This is a genomic window from Owariibacterium komagatae, from assembly GCF_045865535.1.
GTDB lineage: Bacteria > Bacillota > Clostridia > Oscillospirales > Ruminococcaceae > Ruthenibacterium > Ruthenibacterium komagatae.
The window spans coordinates 1316230-1333617 of the sequence record NZ_AP031406.1 but is presented as its reverse complement, the minus strand read 5'-3'; the positions used below and the strand labels follow the sequence as shown (position 1 = coordinate 1333617).

Annotated in this window: 17 protein-coding genes; 13 read left to right on the top strand and 4 right to left on the bottom strand. The window is 56.3% G+C overall.

The window, feature by feature from the left end; all coding sequences use genetic code 11:
• Positions 1-83: 83 nt before the first annotated feature.
• Both ACKTS9_RS06670 and ACKTS9_RS06665 read left to right on the top strand, forming a co-directional pair.
• A complete protein-coding gene (locus ACKTS9_RS06670; RefSeq protein ID WP_349215467.1) occupies positions 84-1100 on the top strand; it encodes an ornithine cyclodeaminase family protein in 1017 nt (338 codons plus the stop codon).
• A 70-nt stretch (positions 1101-1170) separates the two neighbouring features.
• Positions 1171-1686: a cob(I)yrinic acid a,c-diamide adenosyltransferase gene (locus tag ACKTS9_RS06665; protein WP_407879749.1), complete on the top strand. Its 516-nt coding sequence runs from the start codon at positions 1171-1173 to the stop codon at positions 1684-1686.
• Positions 1687-1722: 36 nt separating this feature from the next.
• Here ACKTS9_RS06665 and ACKTS9_RS06660 read toward each other — a convergent pair whose 3' ends face one another.
• The 4 genes from ACKTS9_RS06660 to ACKTS9_RS06645 all read right to left on the bottom strand — a co-directional run bounded on the left by ACKTS9_RS06660 (position 1723) and on the right by ACKTS9_RS06645 (position 5459).
• Positions 1723-2289 (bottom strand): 6-pyruvoyl trahydropterin synthase family protein, encoded by a 567-nt coding sequence (locus tag ACKTS9_RS06660; protein ID WP_349215464.1) that lies wholly within the window; start codon positions 2287-2289, stop codon positions 1723-1725.
• A 189-nt stretch (positions 2290-2478) separates the two neighbouring features.
• Positions 2479-3258 (bottom strand): YhfC family glutamic-type intramembrane protease, encoded by a 780-nt coding sequence (locus tag ACKTS9_RS06655; protein WP_349215462.1) that lies wholly within the window; start codon positions 3256-3258, stop codon positions 2479-2481.
• Between the two features lie 127 nt (positions 3259-3385).
• Complete coding sequence (locus tag ACKTS9_RS06650) at positions 3386-4810, bottom strand: lipopolysaccharide biosynthesis protein (RefSeq protein ID WP_349215461.1); 1425 nt, start codon at positions 4808-4810, stop codon at positions 3386-3388.
• A gap of 100 nt (positions 4811-4910) precedes the next feature.
• The gene (locus ACKTS9_RS06645; RefSeq protein ID WP_349215460.1) at positions 4911-5459 is read right to left on the bottom strand and encodes a M48 family metallopeptidase; all 549 of its coding nucleotides are present in this window, start codon (positions 5457-5459) and stop codon (positions 4911-4913) included.
• Positions 5460-5669: 210 nt separating this feature from the next.
• On the opposite strand from ACKTS9_RS06645, the gene ACKTS9_RS06640 reads away from it, so the two are divergent.
• The 11 genes from ACKTS9_RS06640 (at position 5670) to ACKTS9_RS06590 (ending at position 17375) form a co-directional block, all read left to right on the top strand.
• A complete protein-coding gene (locus tag ACKTS9_RS06640; RefSeq protein ID WP_407879745.1) occupies positions 5670-7955 on the top strand; it encodes an anaerobic ribonucleoside triphosphate reductase in 2286 nt (761 codons plus the stop codon).
• A gap of 82 nt (positions 7956-8037) precedes the next feature.
• Positions 8038-8196 carry an anaerobic ribonucleoside-triphosphate reductase gene (nrdD, locus tag ACKTS9_RS06635; RefSeq protein ID WP_349215457.1) on the top strand — a complete coding sequence of 53 codons (159 nt, stop codon included), beginning with the start codon at positions 8038-8040 and terminating at the stop codon, positions 8194-8196.
• 31 nt (positions 8197-8227) lie between these two features.
• A complete protein-coding gene (gene nrdG, locus ACKTS9_RS06630; RefSeq protein ID WP_407879742.1) occupies positions 8228-8731 on the top strand; it encodes an anaerobic ribonucleoside-triphosphate reductase activating protein in 504 nt (167 codons plus the stop codon).
• A gap of 102 nt (positions 8732-8833) precedes the next feature.
• On the top strand, positions 8834-10417 hold the full coding sequence (locus ACKTS9_RS06625; RefSeq protein WP_407879740.1) for a hypothetical protein: 1584 nt from the start codon (positions 8834-8836) through the stop codon (positions 10415-10417).
• Positions 10418-10437: 20 nt separating this feature from the next.
• Positions 10438-11259, top strand: a complete 822-nt coding sequence (locus tag ACKTS9_RS06620) for a hypothetical protein (protein WP_407879738.1) — start codon at positions 10438-10440, stop codon at positions 11257-11259.
• Positions 11256-12827 carry a hypothetical protein gene (locus ACKTS9_RS06615; RefSeq protein ID WP_407879736.1) on the top strand — a complete coding sequence of 524 codons (1572 nt, stop codon included), beginning with the start codon at positions 11256-11258 and terminating at the stop codon, positions 12825-12827. The genes ACKTS9_RS06620 and ACKTS9_RS06615 overlap by 4 nt, the downstream gene beginning before the upstream one ends.
• Positions 12828-12857: 30 nt before the next feature.
• The gene (trmB, locus tag ACKTS9_RS06610) at positions 12858-13544 is read left to right on the top strand and encodes a tRNA (guanosine(46)-N7)-methyltransferase TrmB (RefSeq protein WP_349215451.1); all 687 of its coding nucleotides are present in this window, start codon (positions 12858-12860) and stop codon (positions 13542-13544) included.
• 179 nt (positions 13545-13723) lie between these two features.
• On the top strand, positions 13724-13957 hold the full coding sequence (locus ACKTS9_RS06605) for a hypothetical protein (RefSeq protein ID WP_407879734.1): 234 nt from the start codon (positions 13724-13726) through the stop codon (positions 13955-13957).
• Complete coding sequence (locus tag ACKTS9_RS06600; protein ID WP_349216527.1) at positions 13936-15279, top strand: MFS transporter; 1344 nt, start codon at positions 13936-13938, stop codon at positions 15277-15279. Before ACKTS9_RS06605 ends, ACKTS9_RS06600 begins: the two co-directional genes overlap by 22 nt.
• 45 nt (positions 15280-15324) lie before the next feature.
• Complete coding sequence (locus tag ACKTS9_RS06595; RefSeq protein ID WP_349216528.1) at positions 15325-16494, top strand: sugar diacid recognition domain-containing protein; 1170 nt, start codon at positions 15325-15327, stop codon at positions 16492-16494.
• Positions 16491-17375, top strand: coding sequence for a DMT family transporter (locus ACKTS9_RS06590; RefSeq protein ID WP_349216529.1), 885 nt, complete (start codon positions 16491-16493; stop codon positions 17373-17375). The genes ACKTS9_RS06595 and ACKTS9_RS06590 overlap by 4 nt, the downstream gene beginning before the upstream one ends.
• Positions 17376-17388 lie beyond the last annotated feature (13 nt).

Here is a 17388-nt window from a genome sequence, read left to right as displayed (position 1 = left end):
ATGAATTTGGGTGCTATAATGGGAGTTGCTGAAGACAGCAGCTCCCGCTGTGAACGGGGCAGAAAGAAGCAGAGGTGTTGGAAATGGTACCGGAAATTTTGTTTTTAAAGCAGGAAGACGTCATTCAGGCGGGCCTGTTGGATATGAAAAAAATTCTGGAGGCGACGGAAAAAACCTTCCGTCTTTTGGGAGAGGGCAAGGTCAGCAATCCGCCAAAAGTGCAGCTGCGCATGCCGGAAATGGATGCAGATGACTGGGATTCCTACTGCATGTCCATGCCTTCCTATATTGGAGGAGACGAGGACGTGGTCGGCTTCAAATGGGCGTCGGAGGCCAAGGCGAACCCGTCCAAGGGGTTGCCCTACGGCGTGGACATTGTTGTGCTCAGCGATCCGCACACAGTGTTCCCCAAAGCAATTCTGGACGGAACCATCACAACGGCCATGCGCACCAGTGCGGCGGCCGGCGTAATGGCCAAGTACAACGCACGCAAAAATTCCAAAGTGGCGGCGTTGTTCGGGGCAGGCGTGATCGGCCGCACCATGATTATGGCCATGATGGAAGTGCTGCCCGGCCTGGAGACCATTTATATGGTGGATCTGGACGAGAAAAAAGCGCAGGCTCTGGCGGACGAATTCAAAGGAACTTACCATGTGGTGCCCTGCACCGATGCACAGACCGCTTTGAAGGACGCGGATGTTGTGGTCACCGAGACCACGGCTGCGAAGCCCTTCCTGAAAAAAGAGTGGATCAAGTCCAATGCCACGGTCATTCAGATGGAGGCAGCCTCCTATGAAGAGGACGTGCTGACCGGTGCGGACAAAATTTTTGTGGACAACTGGGCGCAGCTTTCTCATTACAACGGCACGCTGGAAGGCAAGCTGTACCATGAGGGCCGGCTGAATCAGGAAGACGTAGTGGAGATGCCCCAGATGGTAGTGGAGAACCTGGGCCGTGAAAATGACGACGAGTTTATTTTCTGCGGTACGCTGGGGGTTGGCTCCGTGGACATCCTCATTGCAAACATGCTGTACAAAGAGGCGCAGAAGCTGGGGCTCGGCACCAAGCTGACGCTGTGGGATAATCCTCTTTGGGTTTAAAAATCTGGGCGGGGTCTTTCGGGATCCCGCCTTTTGTGGTATGATGCGGTAAAAAGGTTGGAGGTGCCGTATGGAACAGCAGGGAAAAATCCATTTGTATTGGGGCGAGGGAAAGGGAAAGACCACAGCGGCCATGGGGCTGGCGCTGCGGGCGCTGGGCAATGGCCTGCGCGTCACTGTGGTGCAGTTTTTGAAAGGCGCTCCCACCGGTGAAATCGGCTTGCTGGAGCAGCTGGGCGCGGCTGTGTACCGGGGAAAAGCCGGGCAGAAATTTGTATTTCAAATGACAGAACAGGAAAAGGAAGAGACCGCCCGTATGCAGACGGAACATCTGCGCCGGGCGCTGGAAGAACCGTCCGATGTGCTGATTCTGGACGAGGCCTGCGCTGCCTGTGCCCTTCATATGGTGGACGAATCCCTCCTGCGCGAGGCGGTCCTGGACCGTCCCTTTTCCCGGGAGGTCGTCCTGACCGGCCGTCAGCCCGCAGACTGGATGCGGGAGGCTGCGGATTATTCCACCGAGATGCGCTGCCATCGCCACCCCTATGAACAGGGGCTCGCCGCCCGGCCGGGCATTGAGTTTTAAAACAGAAAAGCCGCCCTCTCGGGGCGGCTTTTTTCTTTACGGTTTGCGGTATCCGCATTTGGGGCAGACGCCGTTTTCATTCAGCGCAATGCCGCACAACGGGCAGCGCTCTACTTCCAGATGCGGTTCGTATTCCTGCGAAGCCATGTTCACACCACTGGAGAAGGTGAGCTTCACAATGTTCAGCTTATCTTTCAAAAGCTCGTAAACGATTTTGATCATGCCCTCTACCGTCATGGTTTCTTTGGTGACGACCAGGCGGCATTCGGGGTAAGCAGTGGCCAGTTCTGTCTGGAACGCAGGCCCTTTCATCACATTGTTCGGGGCTCCGTCTTTGATGCCCTGCTTTTCGTAGACGGCAAGTACCGCCGGCAGCAGGGGATCATCCTCCCGCAGGATCAGGGCGTGGTCGAAATTTTTCAAAACTTCCCAGGCGGTCTTCTGGATCTCGTTGCAGGGGAATACCATGTTGACGCCAGGATTGACCGAGCCTTCTACTTCGATGGTGAGAACTCCGGTGTGTCCGTGAAGATACTGGGCTTCGCCTTTGAAGCCGTAAAAACGGTGGGCGTACTGCAGATCAAGTGTTGTGATGCTTCTCATGGTTTTATCTCCTTCATCGTTTAAATTTATGGGATCAGGCACCCACATGCGCCGAAGTCCTTCCGGCTGGTTTTGCACTGGAAGAATTTCCTATTGATAATATTATATCCTTATTGATATTAAATGTCAATAACAAAAATATTTTTTCTCGTGAAAAAGCGCCGCATCCAACCGGATGCGGCGCTTCGATCAAGCCGAAAACTCTTTATGGGGTTGCCTTTTCAACAGAAAAACGACCAGTGCCACAGTCAGGACTGTAGTGCACAGCGTCCAGAGCTCGGTGAGAGGAAGACTGGTCCAAACGCCACACTGATACAATGCGGCGCCCGCATTACTCAAAGCGTGCAGCCCTACGGACACCCAGTAAAACCAGTGGGAAATACGTTTGGTCACCACCATCCAAATCAGAACAGACAGAGCGATGTGCAGGCAGATGGAGATCAGCCGTTCCGCGCCGCTCCACAGGAAAGCAGTGGAGGGAGTGGAGGAAAAAACATCTATCTGCGCCTGCGTCAGCCCGGAAGCCAGATCGGCGCCGTGGTTCAGGGCCAGTACCAGAACCAAGCTGGCAACCAGATTGATTCCCACCATCACAACGGCTTCAAAGCCGCCGTGTCCGATGCCGTATCCCAGGCCGGTGACAAAATCGGGGTCTTTGCGGCACAGCCATTTCAGGCCCAACAGGCGGGCGGTCTCTTCAAACAGGCCGGATGCCAGACAGCCGTACAGCACATAGGCGGCCGGCAGAAAAGGAAGGGCCGGGAAAAGAGAAAACACCACCTGGTGCAGCAGAGTTTCCAAAACCATGACGCTCACGAAAAAGCAAAGTGCACCCACAGCGGCAGCTTTCGGCCCACGGCCGAATCGCACACGGCATCCGATCAGGAGCGCAACAGGCACCAGAATGGAAAGACAGGCGCTGACGGCGATGCACACAATGGTGAGCATGGGAACAGGTGTTTGTGTCATGAAAATCTCCTCACTTTACTTTGATGGACATCTAAATAATATATCTGCATCATACGCCCGGCAAAGGGAAAAGTCAATGCCGGCATGAAAAAAGCGGAGCCGTTCGGCTCCGCTTGAAAACAGATGCTCAATGCCGGGCTTTCCGGCGCTTGCCCATGGCCAGGATATGCTTGGCTGTGTCCCACAGACTGCTGAAGCTGAGAATGGCCATCAGCAGCACGCACAGGCTGCACCACAAAGGCCACAGCGGGGTGTCGGTCAGCATCCAGTAGCTTTCAAATCCCATCAGGGCAAGATTCAGGAACAGCACAAAGGGGGCAAAATCCACCCGGATCAAGCCGCGGGTGTTGACGGCCCGCAGAAGGAAAACCACAAAATAGCTGGCAAACGTGGCGAAGGCCGCGCCCTGCACGCCCCACCGCGGAATCAAAAGACCGTTCAGAATCAGGTTCAGCACGGCGCCCACCGCCATGGTGATCAGGCTCAGGCCCGAGCGTTTTTCCGCCATGTAAATGCTGTTCAAGAAGTTGTCGAAGCTGGAAAAAACCGTGGCAAAGGTGAGCAGAGGAATGTAGATCCAACCGGCATAAAACGCATCGGATACATACACTTTCATAATGGGCTGGCACAGCAGAATAATGCCGGCGCCCGCCAGGAACATCACGCTTTGATAGGCGTTCCACACACGGCTGAAAAACTCCTCACGTCCGGCGCGCGTGCCGTCGGTAAACGCGCTGATCTGCCATGCCTCGGTAAACAGGGTGGCCACGATGGTCAAAAGCGTGGGCAGGCGATAGCTGGTGGCAAACAGGCCGTTCACCTCGCTGCCCAACATGCTGGTGATGAACAGTTTGTCACTGGTGTTTGTCACCCACCAGAAAATGCTGGCGGAGATCAAAGGAACCGAGTAGCGAAGCATCGTCTGGAACAGTCGGGTGTCGATGCGCCGGAACCGGATGTATTTCCAGATGCGGGAGACAAAGAACAGAAACAGTGCGCTGGAAGCATCGGAGCAGATCAGCGCGAGAATCAGTCCCGTGGCGCCCAGATGGAATCCGGACAGGAACAGAACATTGAAAAACAGGTTGGCAATGGTGCACAAAATGCCGTCAATGGCATACAGCCGCACCATTTCCCGGGCGCGTACAAACTGGCAGTTCAGCGTGCGCAGGCAGCTGGTGAATACAAAAATCAGCAGCAGCGGCCAGTAGTCGCCGATGGTGCCGCCAATGAACGGCACAAGATCCAGAAGCGGGGTCAGAATCAGCAGGATCATAAATCCCAACAGCAGGGACAAAAGACCGTTGGTGTACAGACTGCGTTTGTTGATGCCCTTTTCCAGGCCGAAGCGGATGATGGCGTTGGAGATACCCAGACTCACAATGGGGATGAACACGTTGCCGATGGCAATGATCGCGTCCATACTGCCGTATGCACCGGTGCCCATCATGTGAGTGTGATAGGTGGTCAGAAAAAAGTTTAAAATTTTGGACGAAAAGGTGCTGATCGCAAACAGGATGGTGTTGGAAACAAGCCGCTTATACTTATCCAAACAGGAACCTCCTTGGTTTGATTGCCCGGGAAGGGCCGAAACATCTTAAATAAGTAATATACCCGTTTTCACCGGCGATTGCAATGAATTTTTGACGCAATCAACTTTTTAAAAGGGCCCGGCGCTCCCGGTAGTCCGGCATGAAGCGCTCGACCACGGCCCAAAATGCCGGGCTGTGGTTCAGCTGCAGGAAATGTGCATACTCGTGCAGAACCACGTACTCCACGGCCCGCCGGGGTTTTTCCGCCAGGCGAAGCGCCAGTGTGATGCGCCGCTTGGCCGGGCAGCAGACGCCCCAGCGGCTTTTCATATCCCGCACCTTCAAAAGAGGAGGCTGATTTTGCAGAACGTCCGCAAACAAGGGAAAAATCTCACGGCTGACAGCTTCAAACAGTTCCAGAGCCTCTTGGGGTGAAACCGTGCAGGGCACAAGATCTTGTGCTTTTCGCTCCAGAATTTTCCTCTTGGCACGGCTGATCCATTCCGCCCGGCTGTCCACAAAGGCGTCGATTTCAGCAACAGGAACAAAAGAGGGGGCCGAAACAGCGGTGTTTCCGTCCGCGCGGATGCGCAGATTCAGGTTTTTTACCCGCTTTCGAGTCAGTTCATAGCATACGCCGCCAGGGGTGCGGCGCTGTTGTGATCGCATATTGTCACACTTCCCAAATTCACGTGAGTTTATTATATCAATGTTCGTCACCTTTGGCAAATTGGACAAAAAAACGCAAATTTTTTTACGTTCCTTTTGCTTGACATCCACAATATCTAGTGTGATAATAGAACGCGGATTCAAGATTTAGCGAACGGTCTGGGGCGTCACCCCGGGGGATTCCGGCGCGAGATAAGGAGATAAAAAACCATGATTAAAAGCATTGTGAAGCGCGACGGCCGCGTGGTGCTGTACGACGCAAGCAAAATTGCATCTGCGGTTCTGCGCTGCCTGCAGGCGGCAGGACAGGGAGACGCCACCGTTGCCGCGAACGTGGCCAACGCAGTGGAAGAGGCGCTGGAAAAAGAGTGTGGAAACGAACCCCCGCAGATTGAACAGATCCAGGATGCCGTTGAGCAGGAATTGATGCACGCCGGCATGGAAGAAGCTGCCAAGCAGTACATTCTGTACCGCGCCGAGCGCACCCGCATCCGCGAGGCCAAAACCAGCCTGATGAAATCCATTGACGAGATCACCAATGTGGATGCCCGCATCAGCGACATGAAGCGCGACAATGCCAACATCGACGGAAACACGGCCATGGGCTCCATGCTGCAGATCGGTACGGCCGGCGCCAAGGCGTACAATGCCGCCTATCTGCTGACGCCCGACCAGGCCCGCGCCTATCGCGAAGGCGATATCCATATTCATGATTTTGATTTCTACGCGCTGACCACCACCTGCTGCCAGATCGACCTGGTCAAGCTGTTCAAAGGCGGTTTCTCCACCGGTCACGGCTACCTGCGTGAGCCGCAGGGCATCGGCAGCTATGCGGCGCTGGCGGCCATTGCCATTCAGTCCAACCAGAACGACCAGCACGGCGGCCAGGGCGTGCCCAACTTCGATTACGCCATGGCACAGGGCGTGCGCAAGACCTTTGCCAAAAATTATGCCGGCAAGCTGCAGGAAGCACTGGAAGATGTTCTGGACACCGATGACGAGTCCGTGCTGACGCAGGCGGCCATTGCCGCCGGTACCGAAGCCACCGGCGAGGAGCCCCGGCTCCAGTCGCAGGCTGCCACCTTTGATGCGGCTGCCGCGCAGCAGCTGGTGAAGGACGGCCGTCTGGATAAGGAAAAGGCAACGCATGTGGTGCGCCATGCCCGTCACCGTGCCGAGAAAGCCACCGACCGTGCCACTTATCAGGCCATGGAGGGCTTTGTGCACAATCTGAACACCATGCACTCCCGTGCGGGTGCGCAGACGCCGTTCTCCTCCATCAACTACGGCACCGATACCTCTCCCGAAGGCCGCATGGCCATCCGCAACATCCTCATGGCTGAGGACGCGGGCCTGGGCCACGGCGAGACTCCCATTTTCCCCATTCATATCTTTAAAGTAAAAGAGGGCGTCAACTACAATCCGGGCGATCCCAACTACGATCTGTTCGAATTGTCCTGCAAGGTCAGCGCCAAGCGTTTGTTCCCCAACTATGTCTTTTTGGACTCGCCCTTTAACCTGCAGTATTACAAACCCGGCCATCCGGAGACAGAGGTGGCGACCATGGGCTGCCGCACCCGCGTGATGTCCAATGTGTACGACCCGGAGCGGGAGATCGCCTATTCCCGCGGCAACCTGTCCTTCACTTCCATCAACCTGCCCCGACTGGCCATTGAGAGCCACGGCGACGAAAAGCTGTTCTACGAGAAGCTGGACGCCATGATGGAACTGGTGGCACAGCAGCTGCATGACCGCTATGAGATCCAGGCTTCCAAGCGTGTGTACAACTATCCGTTCCTGATGGGTCAGGGCGTGTGGCTGGACTCCGACAAGCTGGGCCCCAACGACGAAGTGCGCGAGGTGCTCAAACACGGCAGCCTGTCCATTGGCTTCATCGGCCTGGCCGAGACGCTGACTGCGCTGTACGGCCATCATCACGGCGAAAGCGACGAGATGCAGGAAAAAGGCTTGGCCATTGTGCGCCACATGCGCGAGTTCTGCGACAAAAAGGCCGCTGAGACGCATTTGAACTACGGTTTGCTGGCAACCCCGGCAGAGGGTCTGTCCGGCCGCTTCATCCGCATGGACCAGAAGCGTTACGGCAAGATCCCCGGCGTCACGGACCGCGAGTACTACACCAACTCGTTCCACATCCCCGTGTGGTACCCCATTTCCGCTTACGATAAGATCCACAAGGAAGCGCCGTATCACGCGCTGACCAATGCGGGTCACATCAGTTATGTGGAGCTGGACGGTGACACGGCCAACAACGTAGAGGCCTTTGAGAGCGTGGTGCGCTGCATGCACGATGCGGGCATCGGCTACGGCTCCATCAACCACCCGGTAGACCGTGACCCCATCTGCGGGTATGTAGGTGTCATCGGCGAGGTTTGCCCCCGCTGCGGCCGCCGTGAAGGCGAGGCACTGAGCCAGGAGAAGGTTGACGAGCTGCGCAAACTGTATCCGGAAGTGACCACTTTCTGCGGCTGTGAATAAACAGGTACTTGCAAACTATTCTAATTTGGTATACAATAAACACAACATTACATAGATAAGCGAGAGCTTGGGAGGAAACAGTATGGCTATTCAGACGAACCGTGAAGCAAAATATGGCAAAGACGTGGGCTTTGAGCGCATCCGCCGCATCACCGGCTATCTGGTCGGCACCATGGACAAATGGAACGATGCCAAAAAGGCTGAGGAGCGCGACCGCGTGAAACACGGTCTGTCTCACTGATATGGGACAGGTGCTGAACCTGGCGGGCATTATGGAAGATTCCATTGTGGATGGGCCGGGCATCCGCACCGCCATTTTTGCCCAGGGCTGCCCCCGCCGGTGCGAGGGCTGCCACAACCCGGAAAGCTGGCCGTTCGGTACAGGAAAGGATGTGCCGGTGGAAGAGCTGTTCGCCCATATCAAGGCAAGTCCTTTGGTGCGGGGCGTCACGTTTTCCGGCGGAGAGCCTTTCTCTCAGGCCGAGGCGTTTGGCGAACTGGCCCGTATGCTGAAGGCAGCCGGGTATGAGGTCGCCAGTTATACCGGCTATACCTTTGAGCAGCTGCTGGAGGGAACACAGGCCCAGAAAGATCTGCTCGCACAGCTGGATATTCTGGTGGATGGAGAGTTTGTCCTGGCCAAGCGCAATTTGGACCTGCGCTTTCGCGGGTCAGAAAACCAGCGCATTCTGGATGTGCCCAAAAGCCTGGCGGCCGGCAGTGCCGTCTGGTGTGAAGCCGAGCGCTGGACCGGCGGAACACATCCCCATGCATAAGATGAAAAAAGGGCGGGCCCCCGAGGGGTCCGCCCTTTTTTGCGCCTTGCACAGGCCGATGGCGCATTGTATAATATGTGTCGGAAAAGAGGGGAACCTGGCATGAAGAGGTCGTTTTTTCGCCGGTGCGCCGCGTCTTTGGCGCTGCTGGCGTTTTGTGTGTTTGGGGGCACATGCGCTTTGGCGCAGAACGAAGAACAGGAAATTGAAAACATTCGCATTTTGATGCCCACCCTGTCGGATGGGACATCCCTGCTGACAGGCCCTTCGGTGGAAGAAGACGGCACGGTGTTGCTGCGCAGCGATCGGTCCGGCAACTTTACGTTCGAAGAGGAAATCGATGCGGCGTGGTTCGATTCACCCATCAATGTAGGGGTTAAGGGCGGTGCTGCACCGGAGATGCGCGCGGTGTTCCCGCAGGTCAGCAATGCGCGCGTTCCCATGGTGGCACAGGCGGACGAGTCCGGTGTGACCTTTGCCGCTCCGGCGCAGGGGTCTGTGGTGCACGTGAAAATTTCATTTCAAAACGTGCAGCAGTATCGCTACCTGTACGATGCCGCCCGAATAGAGACGCCTTATGTGGCCATGGACGGCACCATCGAGGTCGAGGTGCGCATGACCGTTGACCGCGTTCTGGAATATGAGGCGCCGCCTCAGGTTTCGACGGATGAAGAGATGTGGGCCTATACGCGTGGCATTTATGACCGCGAGTGGGCCCGGATCGAACCCAGAGAGCTGGTTTACCGTGCCACATATCACAACTCTCCCGTAGGCGTTGGAGTATCCGGCGCCAATGGTCAGTCGGTGGAACCGGTTCGGGGCATTCCCGCCGGCCTTTTGCTGATGGGGACAGAAAGCGATGAGGGCGATTTGTGTACGGTGGAGTTTGATGACAGCACCCAGCGCCTGGATGCAGCCGACACGCCGTCTTTTTCGCTTTTCGTCACGCTTTATCTCGAGGTGATCGACTGGAACGAAGCCACCACCCATGCGGGTCCGGTGGCGGCTACGGCGGCCGGAGCCACTGCTTTGGGCTTGGGCGGCAGCGCGGTGGCCAATGCACTGGCGCAGACGGATGCGCTGCCCGCGCGCAGGGAGGAACTGGAGGAGGACCTGCCGCAGCAGAACGATTCCGGAGATCCGCCGGATCTGCCGCAGGAGGACAGCCCGCAGGTAAGCCTGTCCCTGTACAAGCCCTTCGAAGACCTGATCAATACCAAGGGCGCCGCAGTGGATATTCAAATCACCGTCAGCGGGGGCGAGGGCCTTCGCTGGCACTATCTGCCCACGGCTGTGTGTCCGGGCGGGCTGAGAGCGGTGGTGCCCACGGTGGTGGGAACAGGCAGTGAGAGCACCCTGGTGCTGGGGCTGACAGGCGCGCCCATGAAGCAGGCGCACTGCCCGGTATTTGTGACAGTGATCGCCTGGGCGGCGGGGCCGGACGGCAAAATACTGAAAACCAGCGGCACCATGGAGCTGACACTGCACCGGGGCGGTCTGGAGGCGGAGCGCAAACCGGACGGCACATTGGAAGTGGTCAGCTATGCGGACGGAAACCTGAACGGACTTGCGGAAAAACGGGTGCTGAAAGAGCACGAGTATACTCTGGCGAAAAACAGCGACGGCACCATCACCGTGCAGGCGGCGGAAAAACGACTGGGCAGCTGTGTAATGCAGAACGAATAAGAAGGATGAAGGGGAAAACGATGGGGAATCTCAAAGAGCGAAGCGCCCGTGAATGGGGCAGATATCTGTGGACTTTAGTGCGGAACAGTCTGGCGCCTACGGCATTGATGGCGCTGTTCTGGCTTCTGCTGGGCTGGGTGCGCGCAGCCGGTGTGCAGTGGGTGATCCTGTGGCCGTTGAATTTCTTGACCGGCGCACTCAGCGGTCTGGAAGGCAGCGCGCTGGGCGGGACGATCGGCAAGGCAATTCTGCTGGTGATTTTCAACAGCTTTTTTCGCGGCATCGTGGTCCGGCGCAAGGGCGATGAGCGGCGGCGCGTCCACTTTTTGGAAGAATTGAAAAAGGAGAGCGTGTCCACTGTGCTGGCGCGCATTCCCCAATATGGCAATCTGCGTCTGCTGACCGGCGATCGAACTCCTTTGATGCTGGGTTGCGGCTTGCTGGGCGTAGGAATTGCGCTGGCGTCGTATCCCTTTTTGACCGGAAACGGAAGTCTGGTCAACAGCATGGTGTGCGTGGCGCTGTTCCTCAGCGTAGGCAAGCAGATTTCCAAACAGCGCGGCCTGCTCATCACTCTTTTGAACATCGTGCTGGCGCGCAAGGCGCTGCGTACGGTGAACCGGAGCGCGGTGGACCGTGTGTTCGCGGGCTTTGCCGTCGGCATGGCTGCGGCAGTGCCCGTTGCCGCTGTGCGGGCTGTCCCTCTGGTGGGTGGTGCATTGTGGATGCTGCTGGCACGGGTCCTGCCCGGGGCTCTGATTTTGGCCGGTGTGGGATGCCTTGGTTGGACATTATGGAAAGCGCGGCAGATTCAGCCGGCGGGTCAGGGGGCAGGCAAATGAAGCAATCGGTTTTGCGGCGGTGCGCCGCGGTTGTAATTTTGCTGTCCTTTTGTGCGTTGACCGGTGCGTGCGCTTTTGCGGACGGCGGAGAAGAAAAAATCAACAGTGTGCGGATCGCAGCGCCTGCTTCGGTGAGCGAGAGCATGCAGCTGACCGGCCCGGATGTGGATGAGGACGGTTCGGTTTGTTTGCAGGAGGGCAAGCGGGTCAGTTTTACACTGGAAAGCCCGGTGACCATGGATACCAGCGGAATGTATCCTTTTGAGGGCGGCATGTGGCAGGGTGCGGCTTTTTTTGACTTGGTGAGCGTCGAGCAGCAGGTTGCTTTTTATTCCAATCGCTGGTTGTTGCTGTCTTCGGACGAAAGCGGCATGCTGGCCGGTTTGCCGGACAATGCGGCAGGCACCCTGCGCATTGCGTTTGAAAACGTTCAACTGCTCGCTGTGGACCAAATCGAAGATACCGGTGATTTGTTTTTTACCATGGATGGCACCTGTCGGATTGAGGTTCGTTTTCCTGTGACGCGGACGGTGCAGCGTCCGCCTTTTGAAAATACGCAATCCTATCGGGAGGAGACCAGCAGCCTTCTGCAAAGTGCGCCGGTTCAGCAGCAGCCGTATTCGGAAGCGGTGTTCCGGGCTACCATGCAGGGCCAAATGGGAAGCGCGCGGAACAGCAGTTTTCCTGCGGATGCATTCTATTATGCGTTTTCCACCGTCCATTCGCTGGAGGGGAAAACTTGGAATGCGGAACTGGAATACGATGGCCGAATTCAGAAAATAGAAGCGGGTGAAGACCTGCCCTGGGGCTATGAAGTAGATGTACTGCTGAACATTACGGACTGGGGGCATGTGTCCACCGGCGGCGGATCTGTGGTCGCCACTGCTGCAGGCGCCACGGCTCTGGGCTTGGGGGGAACTGCTGTGGCCAATGCACTGTCTCAGCCGGACGCTCTGCCTGCGCGCCGGGAAGGACTGGACGGAGATTTGCCGGAAGAGGAAGGTTCCGGAGAACCGCCGGAGCTGCCCCGGGAAGACAGCCCCAACGTCAGTTTGTCTCTGTATAAGCCCTTTGGAGATCTGGTGAATACCAAAGGTGCCGCATTGGACGTTCAAATCACGCTCAGCGGCGGAGAGGGACTTTCGTGGCATTTCCTTCCCACGGCAATCTGCCCGGGCGGGTTGCGCGCGGTGATTCCCACGGTGGTGGGAACGGGCAGCGACCGCATGCTGGTACTGGCGCTGACGGGCGCTCCCATGAAACAGGCGCATTGTCCGGTCTTTGTAACGGTGGTAGCCTGGGCAATGGATACGGATGGCCAGCTGCTGAAAACCAGCGCGACTATGGAACTGACATTGCATCGGGGCGGGCTGGAAGCCAAACGGCAGCCGGACGGGAAGCTGGAAGTGGTCAGCTATTCCGACGGCAATTTGGATGGCCTGGCGGAAAAACGGGTGCTGAAAAACCGGGAATATACCCTTCGTATGGAAGCGGACGGTTCCGTGACGGTGCAGGCAAACGAAAAGCGCCTTGGCAGCTGCACCCTGCCGCCGGAAGAAAACAACTGATTTCCACTATCAGGAAAGGAACGATTTTTTATGCGAATGCGTTTTAAACCCTATGCAGGTCCGGAACTGCGGGCCTGTCCGTTTCACGTCAATGAACCCATGGAGCAGCGGGGGAAATGGAACGGACTGTTTGCCCGTCCCGACCAACCCCTGCATCTGGAACTGGGCTGCGGAAAAGGCGGCTTTTTGGCAAAGCTGGCTGTGCGGAACCCGCAGATCAACTATGTGGGCATCGACCTGACCGACAAAGTTCTGATTCTGGCAAAGCGGAACATTGACCGGGAGTACGCCCAGGCGGGCCGCCCGGTGGACAATGTGCTGATCCTGACCCATGACATCGAGCGCATCCCCTCGATGCTCTCCGGTGCCGCGGGCGACCGGGTAGAGCGGATCTATATCAACTTCTGCAATCCCTGGAACAAAAAGGCGGGGCACAAAAAGCACCGCCTCACCCACACCAAGCAGTTGCTTTTGTACCGGGAGTTCCTGTGTGAAAACGGGGAGATCTGGTTCAAATGCGATGACGAGGATCTGTTTGAAGATACGTTGCTGTATCTGCCCGCTGCGGGTTTTGAGATCACCTGGATGACGAGGGACCTCCACGCTGATGAGCCGGACTGGAACATCCGCACGGAGCACGAAAATATGTTTACGGAAATGGGAATCCCCACAAAGGCACTGATTGCCCGAAAGGTTTCGCTGCCACAAGAACTGTAAAAAAGCGCGCACGTTTTGAACGTGCGCGCTTTTTGCATGTTTTCACCATACAACGTTTCGAGATTTTTTTCGGGCGGCCGGCGCGCAAGCGTATTTGTGTCCGCGACGGCAGGCATATGATTTCAAAAAGAGAGGGAAGAACAACGGCGCATGCTGTTCCTGAACAGGAGAATTTGATTTTGGGAGCAGTGGTCGCTTTTTGTGCGCAGAGCACAAATGCGGTCAAAAGATTCTGGGGTGCGGGAATAAAGACATTCATGGTGAAATATGCTAGAATTTTGATATCAAAAAAACGAATAAACGATAAAAGTGCACAAAGTGCATTTGGGAGGGAGGCGCGCGTTCCGCATTCTGAAAGTTGTTGTGAACCAATTAAAGAGGAGGGTTATTCATGGATAAAACGAAAAAGCTGACAATGAAGGAAATGATCAGTTACGGCATTGGCGATATCACCGCCAACCTGTATCTTCAGTTCATTGCGATTTTCCTGCTGGTGTTCTATACGGACGTTTTGGGGATCCCGGCGACACTGGCTGGTCTGATTTCGATGGTAAGCCGTATTTTCGACGGTGTGAACGACGTGTTCATCGGCTACATTTCCGACAAAACCGGACATTATAAACGCTGGATTCTGTGGGGCTCTATTGCCACGGCTGTCAGCTTTGTTATAATGTTTACAAAGTTTGATCTTCCCACCAATCTGCAGGCGGTCTTTGCGCTGGCGGCGTTCTGCTTCTGGACGCTGATGTATACATGCTATGCGATTCCCTTCAACGCGTTTGCATCCACGATGACCCAGAGCACGGAAGAGCGCACGAAACTGAACTCCATCCGTTTTGCCATTGTGGCCATCCCCAGCCTGATCATCTCCATTGCCACTCCGTATCTGAAGAGCGGCCAGACCGGAAACACTTCTTATTCCCGCACGGCACTGATCTTTGCGCTGATTGCGACCTTTGCCACCCTGATTTGTGTTCGCGGCATTGTAGAGCGCGCCACGGCGCCCAAAAAATCCGAGCGCACCACGGCGAAAGAATATTTCAAGGCGGTTGTCAGCAACAAGCAGCTGCTGGTGGTCAGCGTTGCATTCTTCCTGCGCACGCTGGGCTATTACATCTTCTCTTCGTCCATGGCGTATTTCTTCAACTACTACTATGGTTCGGCAACGCTGATGTCTACCATCCTGTTCTTCAATGCGCCGATTTCGGCGGTGGCGGCTTTGAGCGTGGAACCCATTGCGCGCAGAACCGGCAAGAAGAAACTTCTGATGGCCTGCGGCGTCGTATTCGCGGCTGCAAGCATCGTTCGCTACTTTATCCCCACCAGCGGTGTTGTAGTGGTTGCGACCAACCTGGTTGGAATGTTTGCCATGAGCGCCACACTGGCGATTTTCTTCACCATGATCGCGGACACCACCGACTATGGCCTGTGGCTGACGGGCAAAAACGTGCGTGCGATCAACTACGGCTTCTATACCTTCTGCCAGAAGTTCGGCATGGCCATTTCTGCCACTATCGTCGGCGGCTGGCTGGACCTGTTCGGCTATGTGGCCAATGAGGCGCAGACCCCGCAGGCTTTGCAGGGCATTCTGCTGATCTACTGCGTTGTTCCGGCAGTGATTTATCTGCTGATGACGCTGGTTCTGTGCGGCTGGAAACTGAACGAGGACCGTATGCATCAGATTGTTGCGGAATTGAACGAGCGCGAGGCGGCAAAAGCCGCTGAGCAGGAATAACAGCAGGGCCCGCTGTATGCGGGCCCGCATGAAAGCGGTGAAGCCATGTTTCTGGACGCACCTGTGGCCCAAAAGCTAGTGGATCGAATGATGGAAAGCCTGGGCTGCAACGTAAATATGATGGATGGGCGCGGTGTGATTATCGCCAGCGGAGAACCGGACCGGATCGGAAAGCTTCATGTGGGCGCATGCCTTGTTCTGGAGCGAAAAGAGACCGTCCAGTGCTTTGACACCACAGATGCCGGCGCGGAAAGTACGCAGCCGGGCATCAATATGCCCCTGTGCCATGCGGGCGAAGTGGTGGGTGTTGTGGGTGTCACGGGCGATCCGCACCAGCTGGAGCATATGGCACGTCTTGTGAAACTGACGGCGGAACTGCTGATGGAGCAGGAATTTGCAAATGATCAGAAACTCAGTGATCAGACAGCAAAGACCAGTTATGTGAACCGTTTGATCTCTCTGGCGAGCCCGCAGGATGCACAGAGCGTTCGCCTTTGGGCGGAACGGCACGGGTATGATATGGACCAGCCGCGTGCGGTCTGCCTGCTTGCGGCACAGCCGCTGGCAGGCCGCCGCCGTCCGTCCTCCATGCACGACGCGGTGCTGCGCAGTGTCGAACGGATGCCGGGCTTTTCGGCGCAGGACATCGCGGCATATCTGGGCGGAAAGCAGGTGGTGCTGCTGAAGACAGCGCCGGCAGGTCGAACCCGGCAGGCCCGCGCGGAACTGGAGCGTTTTTTTGAAACGCTGCGCGCGGATTGCGCTTCACAGGGCATCGCACTGCGCATGGTCTGCGGCAGCGTGGCTTCGGCAATGGAACGTGTGCCGGAAAGCTTTGAAGAAGCCCGGTTCCTGATGGGGTGGCCTGGATGCGCTGCCCCGGGGATTTACCACATTCAGGACTGGCTTTTGTGTTGGATGGTCCGGCATATGCCGGACCTGAGGCGGTCGGAGGCACTGCGTGAAGGTCTGGGTTTGCTGCGTCAGGATGAAGAACTGGCCAAAACAGTGATCGCGCTCAGTTCCAGTGAAATGAGCCCCAGTGCTGCGGCAGAGCGATTGTACATTCACCGCAACACCGTGGCGTTTCGTATGCAGCGCCTGAAAGAACAAACCGGCCTGGACCCGTTGCATTGTGAAAGCGACCGGCTGAGACTTCATATTTTGGCGGCACTTCTGCAGATCGATCGGGAGAATGTGGAGGCAGACACATGATCAAGGGTGTGCTGGCGGTTTTGGCCGCCTCGGTGGCGTACGGCATTATGCCGGTGTTTTCCAAGACGGCGATGGCACAGGGAATGAATGCGGAAAGCGTGGTGTTTTTTCGGTTTCTTTTTTCATCCGCATTTGCGCTGTTGTTTTTAATCAAGCGTTCCAATCGACGTTATGTGACGCGTCGGCAACTGTGGCACCTTCTTGTGTTTGGAATTCTCGGCTTTGGCATGACCATTAATCTGCTCACATTTTCGTATCAGTACATTCCCACCGGTTTGGCCACCATGTTTCACTTCGCTTATCCGCTGGTGATTCTGGCGGTCATGGCGGTACTGTACCACGAAAAAATTACACGTTATAAGGTGGCTGCCGTGGCGGTCGCACTGGCGGGCGTGGCTCTTCTGGCTGATTTTTCCCAAGGGCTTGCACTGCCGGGCGTTCTGCTGGCACTGGGTTCTGCCGTCACGTATGCTGCGTTTGTGATCGCAGGGCGCAAAAGCAGTTTTGCAATTCTGCCGCCCATGGAAGTCATCTTTTTTGTCAGCGCGTTTTCCACACTGATTTTTGGCGCCAAAAGTCTGTTGTTGGGCCAGCTGCAGGCACCGCCCAACGGGACGGCGTTTGTTTGTCTGATCATCATTTCGGTTGTGTGTACGATTTTTGCTTTGGCAATGCTCACTTACGGCATTCGCACTCTTGGGGCATCCACCGCTTCTGTGCTCAATATGCTGGAACCGGTGGTCAGCGTAGTGGCAGGCGTTCTGGCATTCGCGGAACCTTTGAATATTCGAACGATGGCCGGATGCGCGGCCATCATAGCGGCTTCAATTTTGATCGTATTGGGAGAACGCAGCGCACAGCGTGCGGATCTCAAGCAATGAAAGGAGAAGAAAA